The 21,309-nt window shown below is 62.2% G+C and carries 13 protein-coding genes and 1 pseudogene; 7 read left to right on the top strand and 7 right to left on the bottom strand.

The window, feature by feature from the left end:
- Nucleotides 1-38: 38 nt before the first annotated feature.
- The gene (locus AC1RLZ_RS06865; protein WP_493188025.1) at nt 39-7,130 is read left to right on the top strand and encodes an MBG domain-containing protein; all 7,092 of its coding nucleotides are present in this window, start codon (nt 39-41) and stop codon (nt 7,128-7,130) included.
- A 200-nt stretch (nt 7,131-7,330) separates the two neighbouring features.
- Here the strand turns inward: AC1RLZ_RS06865 and AC1RLZ_RS06870 are convergent, their stop codons facing one another.
- The 5 genes from AC1RLZ_RS06870 to AC1RLZ_RS06890 all read right to left on the bottom strand — a co-directional run bounded on the left by AC1RLZ_RS06870 (nt 7,331) and on the right by AC1RLZ_RS06890 (nt 12,101).
- Nucleotides 7,331-8,140, bottom strand: coding sequence for a MetQ/NlpA family ABC transporter substrate-binding protein (locus AC1RLZ_RS06870; protein WP_493188026.1), 810 nt, complete (start codon nt 8,138-8,140; stop codon nt 7,331-7,333).
- Between the two features lie 68 nt (nt 8,141-8,208).
- The gene (locus tag AC1RLZ_RS06875) at nt 8,209-9,429 is read right to left on the bottom strand and encodes an acyl-CoA dehydrogenase family protein (RefSeq protein ID WP_493188027.1); all 1,221 of its coding nucleotides are present in this window, start codon (nt 9,427-9,429) and stop codon (nt 8,209-8,211) included.
- A gap of 48 nt (nt 9,430-9,477) precedes the next feature.
- Nucleotides 9,478-10,488: an NrtA/SsuA/CpmA family ABC transporter substrate-binding protein gene (locus AC1RLZ_RS06880; RefSeq protein ID WP_493188028.1), complete on the bottom strand. Its 1,011-nt coding sequence runs from the start codon at nt 10,486-10,488 to the stop codon at nt 9,478-9,480.
- Between the two features lie 24 nt (nt 10,489-10,512).
- Nucleotides 10,513-11,226 (bottom strand): ABC transporter ATP-binding protein, encoded by a 714-nt coding sequence (locus tag AC1RLZ_RS06885; protein WP_493188029.1) that lies wholly within the window; start codon nt 11,224-11,226, stop codon nt 10,513-10,515.
- The gene (locus AC1RLZ_RS06890; RefSeq protein ID WP_493188030.1) at nt 11,223-12,101 is read right to left on the bottom strand and encodes an ABC transporter permease subunit; all 879 of its coding nucleotides are present in this window, start codon (nt 12,099-12,101) and stop codon (nt 11,223-11,225) included. The genes AC1RLZ_RS06885 and AC1RLZ_RS06890 overlap by 4 nt, the downstream gene beginning before the upstream one ends.
- Before the next feature lie 362 nt (nt 12,102-12,463).
- Between AC1RLZ_RS06890 and AC1RLZ_RS06895 the strand changes: the two are divergent.
- Nucleotides 12,464-12,820: pseudogene (locus tag AC1RLZ_RS06895) on the top strand (LLM class flavin-dependent oxidoreductase); the annotation flags it as partial.
- A 151-nt stretch (nt 12,821-12,971) separates the two neighbouring features.
- Here AC1RLZ_RS06895 and AC1RLZ_RS06900 read toward each other — a convergent pair.
- On the bottom strand, nt 12,972-13,175 hold the full coding sequence (locus AC1RLZ_RS06900; protein ID WP_493188031.1) for a hypothetical protein: 204 nt from the start codon (nt 13,173-13,175) through the stop codon (nt 12,972-12,974).
- A 369-nt stretch (nt 13,176-13,544) separates the two neighbouring features.
- On the opposite strand from AC1RLZ_RS06900, the gene AC1RLZ_RS06905 reads away from it, so the two are divergent.
- Complete coding sequence (locus AC1RLZ_RS06905) at nt 13,545-14,387, top strand: CmcJ/NvfI family oxidoreductase (protein WP_493188032.1); 843 nt, start codon at nt 13,545-13,547, stop codon at nt 14,385-14,387.
- Nucleotides 14,388-14,450: 63 nt separating this feature from the next.
- On the opposite strand, the gene AC1RLZ_RS06910 is transcribed toward AC1RLZ_RS06905, so the two are convergent.
- Nucleotides 14,451-15,788 (bottom strand): LLM class flavin-dependent oxidoreductase, encoded by a 1,338-nt coding sequence (locus tag AC1RLZ_RS06910; protein ID WP_493188033.1) that lies wholly within the window; start codon nt 15,786-15,788, stop codon nt 14,451-14,453.
- Between the two features lie 296 nt (nt 15,789-16,084).
- On the opposite strand from AC1RLZ_RS06910, the gene AC1RLZ_RS06915 reads away from it, so the two are divergent.
- From AC1RLZ_RS06915 to AC1RLZ_RS06930, 4 genes are read left to right on the top strand one after another with little or no spacing between them, the layout of a single operon-like run.
- Nucleotides 16,085-17,704 carry an ABC transporter substrate-binding protein gene (locus AC1RLZ_RS06915; protein ID WP_493188034.1) on the top strand — a complete coding sequence of 540 codons (1,620 nt, stop codon included), beginning with the start codon at nt 16,085-16,087 and terminating at the stop codon, nt 17,702-17,704.
- 8 nt (nt 17,705-17,712) lie between these two features.
- Entirely contained in the window at nt 17,713-18,630 is a 918-nt protein-coding gene (locus tag AC1RLZ_RS06920; protein WP_493188035.1) for an ABC transporter permease, read from the top strand.
- On the top strand, nt 18,627-19,541 hold the full coding sequence (locus AC1RLZ_RS06925) for an ABC transporter permease (protein ID WP_493188036.1): 915 nt from the start codon (nt 18,627-18,629) through the stop codon (nt 19,539-19,541). Before AC1RLZ_RS06920 ends, AC1RLZ_RS06925 begins: the two co-directional genes overlap by 4 nt.
- Nucleotides 19,538-21,307: a dipeptide ABC transporter ATP-binding protein gene (locus AC1RLZ_RS06930; protein WP_493188037.1), complete on the top strand. Its 1,770-nt coding sequence runs from the start codon at nt 19,538-19,540 to the stop codon at nt 21,305-21,307. The genes AC1RLZ_RS06925 and AC1RLZ_RS06930 overlap by 4 nt, the downstream gene beginning before the upstream one ends.
- Nucleotides 21,308-21,309 lie beyond the last annotated feature (2 nt).

The raw sequence follows: 21,309 nt of genomic DNA on the forward strand, positions 1-21,309 counted from the left end.
TCGGTCAACGGCGCCCGTGCAGGTGACAGGAACTGGGCATGGCACAGACATACAAGGTGACGCCGATCCGCGGCAGTATGAGGGCGGCCTTTGCACCGCTGGTGTTCGGCTGCGTAGTGTTCAGTGGCAGCGTTGCGCTGGCGCAGACGCTGCCGGGCGGTGGCACCGTAACTCACGGCGCTGCGAGTATCGCCGCGCCGTCGAGCGGGACGCTGAACGTCAACCAATCCTCGAACAGCGCCATCATCACCTGGAATTCGTTCTCGATCGGCGCCGGCGGCACCGTCAACTTCAACCAGCCAAGCGCAGCGGCCGCCACCCTCAACCGCGTTACGGGTAACACGCCCTCCAGTATCGCCGGCACGATCAACGCGCCTGGCACCGTGCTGCTGGTCAATCCGAACGGTATCGCGATCGCCAATACGGGTGTCGTCAATACGGGCTCTTTCGCAGCCTCTACCCTCGACATCAGGAACGAGGACTTCCTGTCGGGCAAGTACAAGTTCACCGGCAACGGCTCCTCGGCCGTGGTCACCAATGCCGGCCGAATCAACGTGTCCGACGGCGGCTTCGCGGCGTTGCTCGGGGGCCGCGTCGCCAATGACGGCGTCATTTCGGCGCGGCTCGGCAAGGTCGGCCTTGGCTCTGGCGAGATGATCACGCTCGATCTCTCCGGCGACGGATTCCTGTCGGTCGCCGTGCCTTCCAATCAGCTTGGCAATCTCGTCGATGGCACCGGCAAGGCGCTGGTGACCAATAGCGGGAAGATCCGTGCCGATGGCGGGCAGGTGTTCCTCAGCGCCGCCACGGCGAACAATATCCTGCGCGACGCGGTCAATGTGCCCGGTACGATCCGTGCCAATTCCGTCGGCACCCGTGCCGGGCGCATCGTGCTCGGTGGCGGCGAGGGTGGGCGCGTCAACGTGTCCGGGCGTGTCACGGCAACCGGCAAGTCGCGCAATCAGGTTGCCGCCAGGAAAGGCGGCCAGATCGATATCAGCGGCGTCGAGATCGCGCTGGCCGGTGCGCGCATCGATGCGTCGGGCGCGGCGGGCGGCGGCAGCGTCCGCATCGGCGGCGATGCCTATGGTCGCGGCGACTTCCAGCATTCCGTCAAGGTCACAGCGGATTCGGCCACGGTGATCCGCGCCGATGCGTTGGACGGCGGCAAGGGCGGCAAGATCGTGCTGTGGTCGGACGGTCTCACCAGCGTGCGCGGTACGCTGTCGGCACGCGGCGGCGTCAATGGCGGCGACGGCGGCTTTATCGAGACGTCGGGCAAGCAGCTTGATTTCGCCGGCATTCGCGTCGATGCGTCAGCGCCGAAGGGGCACACCGGCGACTGGCTGCTCGATCCGGTTACGCTGACCATCGATTCCGCAGCGGCGGCGACCATCGGCGCCAATCTCGGCTCGGCCAATGTCACGCTGATCACCACGGCGTCCTCAGCCAGCGGGCCGGGCAACCAGTCGCAGGGCGCCGGCGATATCGTCATCAATGCGCCGATCTCCTGGACCTCAGCCAATACGCTGTATCTCAACGCCTATCGCGACATCCAGATCAACGGCACCATTTCCGGCAGCAATGGCGGGACGCTATGGCTGACGGCGCCCGGTAATATCACGCAGACCGCGCCGATCCTGGTGACCAATCTGGTCTTGCCGCTGAACTTCTCGTCAGTGTCGCTGACCAGCGCCGGCAATCGGGTCGCCAACATGTGGACCGACTATTCGAGCGTCGATCCGGATCGCGACGACAACGTCATCAATCCCGGCGCGCTGGCCTTCACGAATAGCGGCAATCTGGCGGTCGGCCGGGTCGACGGACGCGATATGTCACTGATTGTCGGCGGCTCGCTCTCGAACCAGAGCGGGATTTCCGCCAGGGGATCACTATCCATCGTCACCTCGGGCGACATTTCCGGCCCGGGACACCTGAGCGGCGGAAACCTGTCGGTGGTTTCGGGCGGGTCGATCACGGCGGGCGGATTGGGCTCGTATGGCACGGCCAGTCTCCGCGCAGCCGGCAACATCCAGATCAACGGACATATCTATGACCTCGGGAGCCCGCTTTCGTCGGTGACGCTCCGCTCCGACAACGGCCTCGTCAATTTCTCGGCCAGCGCTCGCGTGAATACCAACACCGCCGTGGAGATCCTGTACAATCCCTATGCGGCGACTGGCAGTTACGCCAACACGATCGACTACTCCAGCGTGACGCAGAGCGGCTACGGCGCGACCGTCAGGGCCTATATGCTGGTCAACGACGTCAACCAGCTCAAGGCTATCGAAACCAACCTCGGCGGCACTTACGCCCTCGGCCGCGACATCGATGCCAGCGCGACTTCGACCTGGACCTGCCTGAACGGCATCTGCCGCGGCTTCGATCCCATCGGCACCAATGTCAATAATTCGAACCAGGCCTTCACAGGCACCTTGGACGGCCGCGGCTACGCGATCCTGAACATGTATCAGCGCCGCGGCGAAGGGCAGGTCGGCGGCGGCGATGTCGGCGTGTTCTATATGAATAGCGGCACGATCCGGAATGTCGGTATCATCGGCGGCTCGTTCAGCGGCAATGGCAGCTATGTCGGTTCGATCGCCGCGCAGAACAATGGCACGCTCACCAATGTCTATTCGACGGCGAGCGTTACCAATATCGCCAGTTCGCTGGGCGCGGGTGGTCTGGTTGCCCGCAACAACGGCACCATCAATGGTGGCTCCTATTCGACCGGTGCCGTCCGTGGCTATGTGGCCGGCGGCATCGCCGGCTACAATTACGGGGCCATCCAGGATTCCTGGACGTCGGGCTCGGTGACCGGCGGCACGGTCGGCGGAATCGTCGGTGTGAACGGCGAGCATGCCACGGTCCGCTGGACCTATTCGCTCGCCAGCGTGAGCGGCACGAGCTGGACCGGCGGTCTGATCGGCGAGAACCAGTGGAGCGTCACCGGCTGGGGCGCGGTCGAGGATTCCTATGCGGCGGGCGCTCTGTCGGGCACCGGCGTCGGCGGCATCGTCGGTAAGAATGATTTCCGCGATTACGACACGATGGAGAGCTTCAACTCGCAGACCGGCATGTCGGCGCGCGTCTGGCACGTCTATTGGGATCAGGCCGTGAGCGGCACCGGCCGAGCCTTCGGCCGATCCTATAATGACATGCCGGGCGGCTGGTCATCGGAACAGGTCCAGTTCATCGCGCCACTGAACACGAATTCAGGCAACAGTCCGTATGCGATGAGTTCATATAACTTCTTCAACGATCCCAATCCCGGCAATCAATGGACTATCGGGAATTTCCACGATCACTGGTACATGGTGGATGGCTATACGCGGCCGTTCCTGAAGGCCGAATATTCGACCAACATCCAGAACCTCCACCAGCTTCAACTGGTGAATATGAACGGGGCGGCCAATTACAAACTCGCGCGTGACATCAACGCTGCGCCCGAACTCGCGACAGGGATGTGGAGGAACAACGTCTTCTCGCCGATCTCGCCGGTCGACTACAGCGGACAACTCGTCAAGATATTTACGCGCTATCAGATCGGCAACCCGAACACGCCGATGACTGAGTTCAAGCAGTACAACGGCAACGTTCTTGAATACTACCGGACCTACTACGATCTCTTCAACTCTGGTTACTCGCAGGCCAATCAATACATCATCAACGAATCCGCACCTCGGACATTTACGGGGACGCTTGATGGTCAGGGCAATGAGATTCGCAATCTCGTCGTGAATGCGGCCGACGGCAATCATGCCGGCGTGTTCGCCTATCTCGGGGTGGGCAGCACGGTGAAGAATCTCGGCATCGTCGATGGCAGCTTTACCGCCAATTGGGGATCGGCTGGCTCGATCGCGGGCGTGAGCGATGGCACGATCTTCCGCTCCTGGGCGTCGCGTAGCAACGATTCGACGTCGGTTTATTCCAACTGGGCCGCCGGAGGCCTTGTCGGCTACAATCGCGGCACGATCGAGGAGTCCTACAGCACGGTAGCAGTCGAGGCGGTCGGTCAGGAGTCCGATTATGTCACCTTCGTCGGTCAGGCGGGCGGCCTCGCGGGTGTCAACGTGAACGAAAACGGCGGTTCGGGACGGATCGTTAATTCCTATGCGACGGGCATGGTGCGCGGCAACGGCACGATTGGCGGTCTCGTCGGCACCAATGCGACCAATGATGGTGTTGGAACCATCGTCAATTCCTATACGACCGGGCGGCTCGACCGGGCCTGGAACTATGGGATTCACTTTGTCGGTTCGGTTGTCGGGCGCAATGTCAGCGACAACGGGCGGACAGGTACGGTCACGAATTCCTACTACGATTCCAGCGTCTCGGATCCGTCCTGGCTCAACCCCAACCGCGGCCAAACTTTCGTCGGCACTGGCCTGACCACCGCGCAGATGCAGGACCTCAACACGTTCCGCACCGTCTATGCCGGTTGGGACTATCGCAACGTCTGGATTCCGTCGAACAACGCGGGCCAGTCGGATGGCGTCGCGCGCTATCCGGAATTCTACTGGGCCAATCATGTCGCCGTCGTCGAGACGTCGAATGCCACGCGCATGTATGGCGACGCCAACACGACGCTGGCGGCGATGATCTATGGCCTCAGGAATTATGATACGCCGAATGCGATTCCGATCACCTTGAGCTCGGCCGCCAACCAGTCGTCCGGCGTCGGCACCTATGCCGTATCGGCCGGATTGACCGTATTGCCGCCCCGGGCCGTTGGTGGCGGCACGCCCGGCGTTGGCGGCAACGGCCCACAGTATCTCGGTATGCGCATCAACGGCGGATCTGACATTATGTGGGACCGCAATTCGAGCGCACAGCAGATCGCGGACCGGATCAATCAGTTCACCTATCAGAATGGCGTGACCGCGACGGTCAATGGAAACGGCGCCATCGTTCTCACCGGCACCGGCACGTTCTCGCTGGTTCCGATGGGCGTGACGATTGGCGATGGCGTAGCCTGGCTGCGTCTGACGCCTTATGTGCAGATCACATCGACCCAGCTTCAGCCCGTCAGCACCGACGGGGCGCGCTACCGCATTGTCAACCTGCCGAGCGGGCAGTTGACGGTCACCCAACGCGCGATCACGGTGGCCGCCGATGCCGGCCAAGGCAAGGTCTATGGTGATACAGGTTCATCGCTCACCTGGCAGGTGACCGGCGGATCGCTGGTGAATGGCGATAGTCTGACTGGTGCGCTCGGCCGAACCGCGGGCGAGAATGCCGGCAATTATGCCATCAATCAGGGATCGCTCAGCGCGTCCTCGAACTATCGGGTGAGTTTCGTTGGGACCGACTATAGCATCGCCAAGCGCACCGTCACGCTGTCGCTCACGGGCACTGTCGAGAAGCAGTATGACGGCACCAACACCGTGGCGCTCGGCACCGCCAATTTCGCGCTGAGCAATGTGGTTGCAGGCGATTCCGGCCTGCTGTCGGTCGCGAACCTGCCGACCTCGGGTAGCTATGACAATGCCAATGCCGGAAGCGGCAAGACCGTCACCTTCAATCTCGGTTCCGGCGGCCTCGCCGGCAGCGCGGCCGGAAATTACACGCTGGTCGTCAACAACAGCGGCAATATCGGCAGTGTCACCAAGGCGGCGCTGACCATCACGGCGAACGACCAGTCCAAGACCTATGGCGATATGCTCGCGCTCGGCAGCACCGGATACACCGTCGGCGGCACGCTCTATGGCACTGACCGCGTGACTGGTGTGACGCTGGTGAGCCTCGGCGCGGACGCACTGGCGAATGTGACCGGCGCGCCCTACGGGATCACGGCCAGCAATGCGCTCGGCAATGGCCTCGGCAATTACACCATCAGCTATGTCGGCGGTTCGCTGTCTGTCGCCGCAGCGGACATCATCGTGTCGGCGAACGGTGGCAGCTCGGTCTATGGCCAGTCGCCGTCCAATCCGGGCTTCACGGCGCAGGGCCTCAAGAATGGTCAGGATGTCGATGTCCTGACCGGCCTGAGCAACTCGTTCGGCATCCTGCCGACAACGGGTGTGGCTGGCAGTCCGTATACGCTCAGCGTGGCGGGAACACTGGCCAACGCGAATTATCGCGTGACGGCGCGCAACGATGCGAGCTGGACCGTCACGCCGGCATCTGTCGTGGTCTCGGCCAATGGCGGCACATCGGTCTATGGCAGCTCGCCGCTCAATCCGGGCCTGTCCGCCACCGGCTTGCAGAATAACGAGGGCGTCGACGTTCTTGCGGGCCTTCGCAACTCGTTCGGCATTACCGCGATCAGCGGCGTCGCCGGCGGCCCGTATGCCTTGAATGTTCTGGGTACGCTGACGAACCCGAATTACTACATCTCGTCGTTCACTCCCGGGAGTTGGACCGTCACTCCCGCTCCGGTCGTCGTCACCGCCAATGGCGGCACCTCGGTCTATGGCAGTTCGCCGCTCAATCCGGGATTATCCGCCTCCGGGTTGCAGAACGGCGAGGGAGTCAATGTTCTGACCGGGCTCGTCAATTCGTTCGGGATCACCGGCCGGACCGGCGTTGCGGGCAACCCCTATCTGCTCGACGTAGCCGGAACGTTGACCAATCCGAACTACGCGATCTCGGCCCGTAACAGTGGCGCCTGGATCGTGACGGCCGCGCCGCTGACAGTCACCGCAGATCCCCAAAGCAAGATGTTCGCGGAGCTGGATCCAGCGCTGACCTATCGTCTTACCGGCGGCACGCTGTTCAACGGTGACCGCTTCTCGGGCTCGCTGGAGCGCGCGCTGGGTGACGTGGTGGGCGACTATGCCATTCGGCTAGGCTCGCTCGGCGTTTCGCCTAACTATGCGCTGAGCTATGTCGGGGCGGTTTTCACGATCAAGTCGTTCAACGTCTCGCTCGCGCCGACCCCCGGTCAGATCGCGGTAGCTAATCCGGCCGCGCCAACGGCCAATACGATGTCGCCGTCGCCTGTCGGCGGTGTGAAGTCCTCCTTCGATAACCTCTTCCAGGCGCCGCCGAGCTCGCCGGCTCCAACTGGAATCGTCGCCGGCAATGCTGGCGGGAGAACCAACACCAACGGATCGTCCAACGATGACGTGACGAACTCCATTGGTGGTGAGCGACGCGACGACAGAAAGCGGGGGAATGGTCGGTGAGACGACTCTCGCCGGCGGCTCCGCGTCCTCTGAACCGTTCTCAGATCAACGGATAGTTGTGATGAGAGGTGTCCACCGAAAGAAAGGATAGCTCCTAGCGCCGCACCGCGGGCGCTGCTGCTGTCGCGACGGGCACGGACCGTGGTCGGGCCATGCCATATTACGTCGGGGAGGATAGGCGAGCTGCCCTCCCATTGGGATTACCAGGCGGCGAGGATCGAGCCGTTGAACTTGGTGCGGATGAAGTCCTTCACCGGCTGCGAACGATAGATCGAGATGAACTTCTTGATCTGCGGATCGTCCTTGCGATCGTCACGTGCGGCGAAGACGAGGGTATAATATGGCTTGGCTTCGACGACGCTGGTCTCGGCCGCAAGCGCCTTGTTGAGGTCCAGCCCAGCGAGATAGGCGTAGTTGGATGACACAAAAGCGGCTGCCACGTCGTCGAGAGACCTCGGCAACTGGGCCGCGTCGATCTCGACGATCTGCAGCTTCTTCGGATTTTCAGTCACATCGAGAATGCTCGCCGAGAGGCCGGCATCGGTCTTCAACCTGAGCAGTCCAACGGTCTGAAACAGCAACAATGCGCGTGCTGCATTGGTCGGATCGTTGGGGATGGCGATCTTGGCCCCGTCGGGAATGTCGGAGGCCTTGGTGTATTTCTTGGAAAAAACGCCGGCCGGCACCAGGATCGATTCATCGAGCGCGGAGAGCTTGTAGCCGCGCGCCTTCGATTGATTGGCGAGATAGAAGCGGTGCTGGAAGTTGTTGAGGTCGATGTCGCCTGCCTGCAACGCTGCATTGGGCTGGTTCCAGTCGCTGAACTCGATGATCTCCGCCTTCAGTCCCTCTTTCTCGGAAAGCCGCGCGGCCTCGCGAAGAATGTCGCCATAAGGCCCTGCGGAAACTCCGACCTTGAGCGGCTTGTCAGCAGCGTTGGCCTGCAGGGCGGGTAACGACAGTGCAAGCGCTGAAAGGGAGAGAATGAGAAGTTGAGATGCAGCTTTCATGATGTATCCAGGTTTGGAATGAAGTGAATGTATTGCGCTTGCTACGATGCCGCAGCCTTCCGGATTGCCTAGAAAAAGCCCTTCGCCGGCAGCGGCGTGCCGTTGATCTCATAGGCGCCGATCGCCTGTGCCTTGTAGGTCACCGGGTTGTGCGACGACAGCGTTCGTGCATTGCGCCAGTGGCGGTCGAGGTTGTCGGACTTCTTGGTGGCGGATGCGCCGCCGGCGTCGAACAGCAGGCTGCCACTGTGGATGGCCAGTTCGTCGACCACGATCTTGGCTTTGGACGATGCGAGGGCGGCGTCCAGCGCCGGCTTGGTATCTTCCCGATCAGGGGCCTTGCTGGATACATCAAGCGCGTCGGCCGCGGCCAGCACGGTTGCTTCTGCCGCGAACGCGTTGCTTGCGATCTGGCCAATGGTCTGCTGCAGGATTGGGTCCTCGCGCGGGCGAAGAGTGGGCGCGTAATAGAAACTGCGCGCACGCCGCCTGACAAGATCGCTGGCGTCACGCAGGACGGCTGCGGCGATGCCGGCATTGATGGCCGTCAGATAGAGTTGCGCGAATGTGTTCTGGTAGGCGGCCCCATAGCCGATATTGGGCTGATCGAAGATCAGTTCTGCCGCCTCCACCCGGACGTTGCGGAAATGCGTGGTTCCGCTTCCGGTCAGGCGCTGGCCCGAACCATCCCAGTCATCGACCAGCTCGATACCCTCGCGCTTGACCGGAATGATCGTGGTCGCGAGCGCCTCATTGTCATCCGCGACGCGCACCAGCACGTAGTCCGCATAGAGCGTGCCGGTGCTGTAATATTTGGTGCCGTTCAGACGGTAGCCGTCGCCATCCGGCGTGACCGTGGTGGCGGGAGCGATGTCTCCCACCTGCGAACTGCCCAGCTCCGTGGTGGCGAGGCCGATGATGGCACCCGCAGCGACGTCGTCGCGCCACTTGCGGTTCTGCGCGCTTGGCGGCGAGGCTAGCAGGCGCTCGACCACGCTATAGTGGTTGCGCAGGATATGCGCGACATTGGCATCGGCTTCCGCCAACCTGATGACGGCGGAGAGCAGTTCACGCACCGTACTGCCGCCGCCACCCTCGATCTTGGGAATGCGGAGCGCGCCGATCCGCGATCGGCGGATCAGCTCGATGATATCGTAAGGCAGGACACGGTCATGCTCGCGCTCTGCCTCGCCCTGCGCGATGTGATCAAACAGCTGTTGCAGATCGGACGAACCGATCCGGATCGGCTGCGACAGGTCGAACGAATGATGCGACGTGGGCTTGTTCATGGGATTCTTTCTCAGCGCTTCCAGGGGGGATCGAGCGGCGATAGACGCTTAAAGACTGGCCAGATGATCCGAGACGGTGACGGATTCGGGCAGGACCTTTCGCTCGGTGAGCCAGTTCGCTGCGGTTTGCAGCTCTCCGACGAATTTCTTGTTCGATACCGGAATGAGCGTGTAGTTGCGTTTGCGCTCAATGAACTGGTCGCGAATCCGGTCGTCATATTTCGCGACCTTCTGGATGAGATGTTCGGCATCGGTGGTGTTCTTGTTGACCCACTGCGCTTCCTTCTCGTAGGCCGCGTTGAGCGCCCGCAGGATGGCTGGATTGTCCTTCGCGAAGTTGCGCGACGTCACGTAAGAGGAGAAATCGATCTGGAACGGCAGGTCGCGTCCTTCAAGGAAAACGTCGTGAGCCTTGTAGTCCAGCCTGGCGATCTCGACGCCCGGCGACCACATCGACCATGCATCCACCTTGCCGGATGCGAGCGCCGGCGCGGCGTCCGGCGGGTTGAGATAGACGAATTTTACCTTGGAGCGGTCGACCTTGTGCTTCTCGAGCGCTGCGATGAGCAGGAATTCGCCAAGTCCGGACCGGTTGACCGCGACCGACTTGCCGACCAGATCCTCGACCTTGTTGATGCCGGAATCATCCTTGGCGATGATCGCCGTCGTGCGGGGTTCGTAGAGCACGAACTGGGTGAAGACGAGCGGGGAGCCGGCGATGATGGCCGCGAGCGCAGGCGTGGTGCTACCGCCAAAGCCAAAATCCGCACTGTCACCGGTCACCGCCTGCAAGGTCGGCGCGTGGTTAGGGAACGGGCCGAGCCATTCCACCTTGATATCGTCCTTGGCGAGGGCCTTCTCGAACTCGCCGCGTTCCCTCGCGATCAGCGTGAGACCATGATAGCCCCAGTTGAGACGGACCTTGTCGGTCTTTCGCCCGGCGCTTTGCGCGATGGCGTCGTCATGGCTGGCGAAATGAATGCCGGCATAGGCACTGACCCCCGCCATCGCGAGACTGAGAAAATCCCGGCGTGACGATGTGAAGATCGGCTTTGACATGAGAAAACTTCCTGTGAAGTGGAATCAGGCGACCTGGAGATTGGTGGCGACGCCAAGTTCGCGAAGCAGTTGAACGCGGGATGCGGCGGGCTCGCCATGCGTGTCGGCGCGGTGCTCGGAGGCGATGACCCCGTTGCGCATCACCAGAATTCGGTCAGCCAGAGCAATTGCTTCATCGACGTCATGTGTAACGAGAAGCACGCCGGGCTGGTGGCGGGCGACAAGCTCCTTGACCAGCACATGCATGCGAATTCGCGTCAGTGCGTCCAGTGCTGCGAAGGGCTCGTCCAGCAACAGCAGCCGCGGCTCCTGCACCAGCGCGCGGGCGAGGGCGACGCGCTGCGCCTGTCCACCGGACAGATTGCGCGGCCAGTCGTCCAGCCGGTCGCCGAGCCCGACCTCGACCAGAGCAGCGGCGGCACGCTTGCGCGGATCCGCGCCGGGAAGGCCGAGCGAGACATTCTGCCAGAGCGTATCCCACGGCAGCAGGCGATGTTCCTGAAACACCACGGCAGGTCGCCCGGGCGCATCGATATGCCCGCTCTGGATCGGATCGAGGCCGGCGGGGGCGCGCAGCAACGTCGTCTTGCCGCAGCCGCTTTCGCCAAGAAGCGCAACGAATTCACCGCGTCCGATGTGGAGATCCAGCCTGTCGATCACCACCCGCGGTCCATAGGCCCGCGTTATGTCGCTCACGGTTACGGCGGTTTCGCTAGATGTCACGGATGTCGGGCTCATGATCGTGGGCCCTTGCTGTAGTTCGGATGCCAGGCGAGCAATTTGCGTTCGAGCAGCCGGGCGATGGAGTCGGCGGCAACACCGATCAGCGCATAGATCACGACGGTCAGCACGATCACGTCGGTGCGCAGGAATTCGCGGGCGTCCATGGCGAGGAACCCGAGGCCCGATTGCGCGCCGACGGTTTCGGCCACCACAAGCGCCAGCCATGCCGTTGCCAGCGAATAGCGGACACCGGTGAGGCTCGACGGCAGCGCGCCGGGCAGGATGATGCGCCGGATCAATTGCAGCGTGGACAGCCCCTGGACGCGGCCAAGCTCGATCAGCTTCGGATCGATCTGGCGAATGCCGAGGGTGGTGTTGATATAGATCGGGAAGGCGACACCGAGCGAGACCAGAAAGATCTTCTGTCCTTCGCCGACGCCAAGCCAGACGATAACGAGAGGCACGAGGGCGAGGAACGGGATCGCGCGGATCATCTGCACGCTGCGATCGATCAATGCTTCGGCGATGCGCGAGAAGCCTACCAGGGTGCCGAGGATGAAGGCGATGCTGCCGCCGATTGCAGAGCCAGCGGCCGCACGCAGCAGGCTGACGCCGAGATCATTCAGCAGCGAGCCGGACAAAGTCAGCTTCCATGCCGTGCGTAGCACCTTTGAGGGTGCGGGAAGCACTTGCGGCGAGAGCCAGCCTGCCTGCGCTAGCGCTTCCCACACAACGATGAGGACTACTGGTGCTATCCAGGACAGCACGATCAGATTCGGCTTTTGGCCGGGTTTGGCAACGGCGGAAGCCTGGCGCGCGGGTGCCGGCGCGGCCGCCGCGCGATACTCCGGTTGAATGACGTAGTCGACGTTGCTCACCCTGCCATCCATTGCTGCAGTTCTGAAATTCAGCGGGGATGATAGAGCAACAAAAAGCGCAGCGTCTTCGGTTTCTTCGGCGAAATCATTCTCCGCACGATATTAGATCAGTTTGATATTCGAGCGACGCGATTGATAGACGAACGATCTTTTGCGGTGCTTCATTTTAGAAAATGAAGCTGCGTGCTGCCTCGAAATTCAATTGACCAGAGGCGCAGTGGAAATTTCTTGCGGTGTCGTGGGTCATGCGAGGAAGAAGTTTCTCGTTCGATCCGCGCACCATTTTGCCGCCGATGTCTTGAGCGCATGGCGATGCTTGCATTGTCGTGCACGGGTCGTCTCATAGCGCGAGCGACGTGAATATGAGGCAGACAATGAGCACGCATCCTCTTCGATTTGGCGTCTGGGCACCGGTGCATGGGTCACGGGCGTCGGATCAGGATCCTGAAGAGCCGTATGATGCGTCGTGGGAGCGCAACAAGGCGCTGGTCCTGCAGGCCGAGGCACTGGGTTACGATTCCACTCTGATCGCGCAGCACACCATCAACCCACATCAGGAAGGTCTCGATCAACTCGAGACCTGGAGCTCTGCGGCGGCACTGGCTGCGCTGACCAGCCGGATCGAGATCATTGCGGCGATCAAGCCCTATCTCTTCCATCCGGTCGTACTCGCCAAGATGGCACTACAGATCGAGAATATCAGCCGCGGCCGCTTTGCGCTCAATCTGGTCGCGCGGTTGAGTTGACATCGCGAGGCGGTCCCGCGGGAAGGCGTGATCTCCGCTTAGTGAAACCACCACACGAACAGGCTGAGGAACGTCGCGTGTCCCAGTACCAAAGCGATCATCTTTTCGAGATACATGCCTTGGTCCTTTCTCCCGTCTACATGGCTGACGCGTTGTCTCTGGCAGTATCGAGGCGGAGGGCCTGCAAGGCGCGATCGAGTTGCTGGACCGGTGTCACTGTGGCTGCAGCATTGCGGGACATGTCAGTCTTGGGCTGGTGGGCGGCGTGATAGGTCTCGACGGCGGTCGCAAACGCGAGAGCGCCTGCGATGGCGACGGCGAGAAGCGGCGGATGTGGCATCAATTCGACTCCTGAAGATACCTATTAACGCTCCACACAGTGCGCTTGGGAATTCCAAAGTTGGGCCGAACGGCTTCCAATCCTTCTTTCGGAGCGTCGGTCACGAGGCGTAAATGCTTGCGGATGCGTGCGATGTCCCGCCTTGCGTGGGAGCACCGATGCCGAACGTCGTTCACGATGGTCGTGATCACAACATTAAACATCTTCAATCGATACCGATGCTGAAATCGCATCATCTGTTGTCATGCTGTCGGGAAATGACGTTCTTATTTGAAGCGCCCCATTGGCTCGGCGGGTCGCCGGGATCAGATTGAAGCAAATGGGCCGCATGAAATGCGTGATGAGCCCATGTCAATCGGGAGAACCATCATGGGATTGCTCAACGAGAAGGTTACGGCCGGTGCATTCGTCACTGCGGATCTGAACTACCTGGCACCGATCAATGGCCGCCCTCGTACCTATACATTCGATCCTCCGGCCGGCGAGCCGCGCTCCACTGCGGAACCGGAGCCGCATGCGGTTGCGATCCATGATGCGCGGCCGAGCATCGATCAGTGGTCGCTCGACGAACATGGATTTGCGGTGGCGCACCAGCACAGCGCGGTCTCCGATTTTTACGACGATGAGAACGTCAAGAGCGTCTACTATCCCGAAGCCGAGAAGCTGCTGAAGGACATCACCGGCGCGAGCCGCGTCTTCATCTTCGATCATACCGTGCGCAAGCGCGTCGATGGCGTCAATGACCGTGGTGACGGCCCGCGCCAGCCTGTCGCCCGGGTGCATGTCGATCACACCGATAGATCGGGTCCGCAACGTGTCCGCGATCTGCTCCCGGAGGATGCGGAAGAATTGCTCAAGGGGCGCGTGCAGATCATCAATCTGTGGCGTCCGATCCGCGGCCCGCTGAAGGATTCACCGCTGGCGGTCGCCGATGCGCGCACCGTTCGCTTTGACGAGCTGGTGGGATCGGATCTGGTCTATCAGCACCGGGTCGGTGAAACCTATGCGGTGAAATTCAATCCGCAGCATCGCTGGTATTACGTACCGGATATGACGCCTGACGAGATACTGTTGCTGAAGTGCTACGACTCGACCAAAGACGGCGTCGCACGTTTCGCTCCGCATACGGCCTTTGCAGATCCGACCGCGCCTGCGGATGCGCCGCCGCGCGAGAGCATCGAGCTGCGCGCGCTGGTGTTCCACGCGCCATAGGGCGGCTAGCGCGATCATGACTGCTCCCGTCGATCGCGGCGGGAGCAGTCACCTGCGGTGATATCACGCCGTGACGGCCGCTGCAGGGCGCTTGGCATAGCGGCTGGGCGGACGTTCCAGTCCGAAGTGGTCGCGCAGCGTAGTGCCCTCGTAGTCGCGGCGGAAGATGCCGCGCTTCTGCAGCAGAGGGACGACCTCGTCGACGAATACGGCGAGCCCGGTCGGCAATACGTCAGGCATCAGGTTGAAGCCATCGGCGGCGCCGGCCCTGAACCAGGCCTCGATATCGTCGGCGATCGCCTCGGGCGTTCCGACGATGATGCGATGGCCGACGCCGCCGCCCAACGCCTTGAGCAGTTGCCGCACCGTCAGGTTATCGTTGCGGGCCATGGCGACGGTGCCCTTGAACATCGTCTGGTTGGCATTGGCCGGCAGTGGAATGTCGGGCAACGGCTTGTCGAGTTCGAGGATGTCGGGCGAGACATGCAGTGTTCCTGCCAGTCGCGACAGGCTGTACTGGATCGGCACCAGGTCCCACAATTCGTCTTGCCTCCGTTTCGCTTCGGCCTCGGTGCTGCCGATGATGGTCGCAAGGCCCGGCAGGATCACGATGGAATCCGACGGGCGGCCATAGGCGACGGCCCGCGCCCGCAGATCACGCGCATAGGCGACACCGTCCTCGATCGATTGCGACAGCGTGAATACCGCATCGGCTTGGGCCGCGGCGAGGTCGCGGCCGTCGCTTGAACCGCCGGCTTGCACGGTGATTGGCCGGCCCTGCGGCGAGCGCGGCACGGTCAGCGCGCCAGCCACGGTGTAGTGCGTGCCGCGATGATCGATGGCGTGGACCTTCGACGTATCGACGAAACGCGCCGTCGCCTTGTCGCCGACAAAGGCATCGTCTTCCCAGCTATCCCACAGCGCGTGCACGACCTCGGCGAATTCCTTCGCGCGTTCGTAGCGCAAGCCGTGTTCGAGCACGTTCGACAGGCCGAAATTGCGGCTCGCAGATGCATCCGCCGTGGTGACCGCATTCCAGCCGACGCGGCCGCCGCTTGCGTGGTCGAGCGTCGCGAAGCGCCGCGCGATATTGTACGGCTCGTTATAGGTCGTGGATGCGGTGGCGATCAGGCCGATATGCGTGGTCGCGGCAGCCACGCTTGCCAGAACGATGGTCGGCTCCAAGGATTGAAACGGCCGCAGGTCGATGCGGTCGGTGATGGCCGGCGTGTCGGCGAGAAAGATCGCGTCGAACTTTCCGCGCTCGGCGATCTTCGCGACATTCACATAATGCTGCACGTCATAGAATGCGCCGGGATCGCTGTCCGGTAGCCGCCAGGCCGATGCATAGACCCCGGAATGGAGCAGGTTCACGTTGAGATGCAGTTTGCGTTCACTCATGGAGCATTCCTGATGGGCGAGGCGGAGAGCGATCCAGTTGCATTCGGGCTTTCGCGTATGACATTTGCCCACTGATCGCATCGCATCGCGAATGATTTTTCAAACTTGATGTCGCGACGGTGAGATCGCGTGAAGTGCATTGTCTTTGCGCGGATTGCAGATTTAGATCGCGCTGCAAATTGCTACCGCGTTGCAAAGCTCAGATGAAGTGGCAACTTCATGTTATTGATCACTTCAGAAAATGCGAGACGTTGCTGCTGCGGTTGGTAGTGAAAAACACCAACGGACGGTCCCCAATGAGGAAGATTAGTATTTCGGCACGCGCGTCGATCGCCATCGTATCGGTCATGCTTGGCGGGCAGCTTGCGCAAGCGCAGGAGAGCAAGCCGGTTTCGGGCGGCGCCATCACATGGGGCGTTGCGACCGAGCCGAGCTGCTTCGACCCGCATCGCTCGTCGCAGCAGGCCGCGTTCTTCGTGGCGCGCAACTATATCGATTCTCTGGTTGGCAAGAAGACCGATGGCAGCTTCGCGCCATGGCTGGCGACGGAGTGGTCAATCTCGCCGGACGGCAAGGAATATACGTACAAGCTGCGCGAGGACGTCGTCTTCCATGACGGCGAGAAGTTCGACGCGGCGGCGGTGAAGGCAAATTTCGATTTCGTCAAGAATCCGGAAAACGCCGCCAATGCAGCCGCGCTGCTGCAATATTTCGACCGCGCCGAAGTGGTGTCGCCCTATGTCGTCAAACTCATTTTGACGCAGCCGGATTCGACGTTCCTGGAGTCCACGTCCAACGTCAAGCTGGGCATCATATCGCCAAAGGCCCTCGCCAAGGGGGACCTGTGCGGCGGCGGCCCGCTGCTCGCAGGCACGGGTCCCTTTGTGTTCGAGCGCTACAGCCGCGGCCAGTCGGCCGTGTTCGTTCGCAACAAGGATTACAGGTGGGGGCCGGGTTATGCAGCGCATACCGGTCCGGCCTATCTGGATCGCGTGACACTGCGGTTCCTGCCGGAGGCTGCGGTGCGCGCCGGCGCGTTGACATCGGGACAGGTCGATCTGATCGAAGGCGTGCAGCCGACCGATGTGGCGCTGTTCGCGGACCAGGCCGAGTTCAAATTGCTGACGGGCCCGTCCGGCGCCAGCACGTCATTCACGTTCAACATCAATTACACCATTCCGCCCGCAGATGATGTGCGGGTGCGGCGCGCGCTGCGAGACGGCTTCGATCTCGAACCCCTGGTCAAACAGGTCTATCTCGGCACCGTGCCGCGTGCATGGTCCATCATCGGCCCGGCCAACCCGGCCTATAACAAGGCGCTGGTCGGTGCGTGGGGCAACGATATCGTAGGCGCCAACAAGCTGCTCGACGAAGCCGGCTGGACCGGCCGCGATTCTGAGGGCTTCCGCACCAAGAACGGCGTGCGCCTGAAGATCGACGTCGGCTATCCGCAGCCTTATGTCCGCGACAACCGCGAGGTGCTGATCCAGGGCATCCAGGCCGCCCTGCGCAAGAATATCGGCTTTGATCTCAATCTGCGCATCATCACCGCCGGCGAATATGCCAAGAACAACGCCAATGGCGATTGGACGATCTATCCGAACACCGACAATCCATCGGATCCGGCGCGGGAATTGTGGGACATGCTCGGCTCCAAAGGGTTTCTGTATTCCAACATTGCCAATCCGGATACTCAGATCACGGGTCTGATCGACGAAGCACTGCGTTCGACAGATGCGGCGAAGAAGCGTGCCCTTACCGATGAAATCCAGAGACTCGGCGTCGATCAGGCCTTCATCGTGCCGATGTTCGCACCGAGCTGGTTTCTGGCGGCGAAGAACAAGGTCAACGGGCTGAGCTTCGAGGCGGGCCTGGACTCGCCATCGAGTGCCTACGACTTCTGGCTGGCGAAGTAGACCAGATCATGTGGTCTCGTATCATTTCCAGATTGCTCACCAGTGTCGTGGTGGCCTGGGCAAGCGTAACGGCGGCATTCCTCGCGCTGCACGCCTTGCCGGGGCGCATCCAGGATATCCTGGCGGGCGATCTGGAATATCCAGGGCTGCGCGAGGCGATTGCGGCGGAGTGGGGGCTCGATCGCAGTCTGCCCGCGCAGTACCTGGATTTTCTTTGGCGCATCCTGCAGGGCGATTTCGGCACATCCTATGTGCTGCGTCAGCCAGTCACCGAGGTCGTGGGATCGCAATTGATGCCGACAGTACAGCTTGCGCTGCTCGGCGGACTTCTGGCCATCGCGATCGCAGTCGGGCTCGCGTTGCTGACGGCAGGGCGCGGGCGCATCTCGCGCCAGATCGCATCCTTTCTGGAACTGGTATTCGCATCGACGCCGGTGTTCTGGCTCGGCATCCTGTTGCTGATGGGGTTCTCCTTCACGCTGCGCTGGTTTCCGGTATCCGGCGCCAGCGGCTGGAAGTCGATCGTGCTGCCGTCCTTGACACTGGCATTGCCGACGGCGGGCCTCCTGGCGCAGGTGCTGCGTGAGGCGATGGAGAAGACGCTCGATCAGCCCTTCGTCACCACGGTGCGTTCGCGCGGCGTCGGCGAACTCGTGATCCGCGCTCGCCATGTGCTGCGGCATGCCTTGCTGCCGGCGGTGACGCTCGGCGGCTGGCTGATCGGTGGACTGCTTGGCGGCGCTGTGATCACGGAGAAAGTGTTCGGGCGTCCCGGTCTCGGCACCGTGACGCTCGGCGCCGTGCTGACACATGATGTGCCTGTCGTGCTGGCCGTGGTGCTGCTGGCCGCTTTCATCCATGTCGCCGCGTCGACCTTGCTCGACATCCTGTATCTGCTGATCGATCCGAGACTGAGGGCGCAATGAACGTGCAAACCCGTCCGCTCGCGGACCTGTCCATCGTGCTTGACCCGCAGGTTAACCCGCCCGGCGCGGGGGAACCGGTGACGACGGCGGCCGTGATCGCGCCGCGATTGCTGTCGCCGGGCCTTGCGATCTCGCTGGCGTTTCTATTCGTGCTGTTTCTGGCTGCGGCATTCCCACGCGCTTTCACCCAGTTCGATCCGCTGATCGGCGATTATGCGTTGGGGCTGAAGCCGCCGAGCTGGGAGCATCTGTTCGGCACCGACCGGCTCGGCCGCGACGTGTTCGCGCGGACCATCCATGGTACGCGCTATTCACTGTTGATCGGAATCGGCGGCATGGCGATCAGTCTGGCCTTCGGCATCGCGCTTGGCATTCTCGCCGGGCAGCGCAACCGCTTCCTCGACGAGACGACATCGCGGGTGTTCGACGTGCTGTCGTCATTCCCCGGCGTGCTGCTGGCGATGCTGGTGGTCACGTTTCTGGGGCAGGGTATGCTCAACATCGCCATCGCCGTGGGCATCGCCGGTATTCCGAAATTCGGTCGCGTCATCCGTGCCCAAACGCAATTGGTGCGCGATGCCGATTACGTGACGCATGCTGTCGTCTACGGCCTCGGCCGCTGGCAGATATTCATTCGCCATGTGCTGCCGAATGTGCTCGTCGCGGTGCCGGTGATCGCGACGGTCTATATCGGCAATACGATCCTCGCGGTGTCGGGCCTCAGCTTTCTGGGGCTCGGCCCGCAACCTCCGACGCCGGAATGGGGCGTGATGCTGGCGGAGAGTCGCGATGTGCTCCGCGTGGCGTGGTGGCCCGGCGTATTTCCCGGCCTCGCCATCACACTGACGGTGATCGCCTTCACGCTGGTCGGCAATGCCATCCAGAAACGGTTCGAAGGACGGTTGGCATGACCGACAAGCCATATCTGGTCGTTCCACAACCCGATGATCTGCTGATTGACATTGAGGGGCTCTCGATCGGTTTTGCCGGCGCCAATGGCGGCGCACCCATCGTCCGTAATTTCGACCTGACGATCCGCTGCGGCGAATGCGTGGCGCTGGTCGGCGAGTCCGGATCGGGCAAGAGCATCACCGCGCGCAGCCTGCTCAACCTGTCCGGCGATGGGGCCGAGATCAACGCTGATCGCTTCCTGATCAAGGGCCGCAATGCGTTACAGTTTCGCGAAGCCGACTGGCGCAGGCTGCGCGGCACGGTCACCGGCCTGGTCATGCAGGACGCGTTGGTGTCGCTGGATCCGCTGCGTACCATCGGCCAGGAAGTCGGCGAGGTGCTCTCCGCGCATCGGACATTACGTGGGCGACACGCTGTTGCCGCACGTGTCAGTGATGTGCTGCGCAAGGTCGGCATTCCGGATCCCGAACACCGGGCAGCACAATATGCGCATCAGCTCTCCGGCGGTTTGCGCCAGCGCGCGCTGATCGCCTCGGCCATTGCGGCCGACCCGGCTCTCATTATCGCAGACGAACCGACCACATCGCTGGACGTCACCGTCCAGGCACAGGTGCTCGCCGTATTGGCCGAGCGCGTGCGGGAGGGCGCCGGGCTCCTGCTGATCAGCCATGATCTCGCTGTCGTGGCTGGAATCGCCGATCGAGTGATTGTGATGCGCGACGGCCGCATCGTGGACAGTGGAGCTACGGCGGATGTCCTGCGCCGTCCGCGCCATCCCTATACGCGCCAGCTTCTTGCTGCAATTCCATCGGCTGATTCAAAGGGGCATCTGCTCGCCTCTGCGCGGTTCGATGTCGCAAGCTTCGAAGGCGATGGCGCCGTCGGGCCTGTCATCGTCCGCGAACGCCTTCCGGTCCGAAAGCCGTCGGATGAAGCGTTGGTGCTCCAGGTTGAGCGCATTTCAAAGCGATACGCTCAGCGACGGACGGCAGGCCGGGAGCCGCCGCTTCCGGCGCTGGACCGGGTCAGCTTTGCCGTAAAGGCCGGCGAGGTCGTTGGCATTGTCGGCGAGTCCGGTTCAGGCAAGTCGACATGCGCCAAGATCGTGCTCGGACTGCTCGCGCCGGATGAGGGTGAGGTGCGCCTGCTTGGGCAGCGCTGGTCCGGGGTGGCGGAGGCCGAACGGCGCGCGCTGCGCGCAAGGCTGCAATATATCCCGCAGGATGCGCTCAGCAGTTTCGATCCGCGCTACCGGGTCGCCGATGTGATTGCCGAAAACCTGACCGGCGATGCGCACACAAAGCGCGACCGGATCGTCGCGCTGCTCGAACAGGTCGGTCTGAACGCCGGTCATCTCGGTCGCTATCCGCGCTCCCTGTCCGGCGGCCAGCGGCAGCGCGTCTCGATTGCACGTGCACTGGCGGCCGAGCCGGACATCATTGTGTGCGACGAGCCAGTGTCGGCGCTGGACGTGTCAATTCAGGCGCAGGTGCTGGATCTGCTGAGCGGACTGCAGGCACGCCTCGGCACCGCGCTGCTCTTCATCTCGCACGATCTGGGCGTCGTCCAGCATATCGCCGATCGTGTGCTGGTGTTTCACCGCGGGCGGATCGTCGAAGCCGGACCGGTCGATCAGGTGTTTTCCAACCCGGCGGATGACTACACTAGGGCCCTGTTGTCATCGATCCCCGCGATCGATAGTGCCTTCGTGCGTTCGTCTGCGCATGCGGCGACAGCTGGCCGTTCGACGGCACGATCGGTTTGAAC

Source organism: Tardiphaga sp. GW822-FHT04G09, assembly GCF_058800725.1.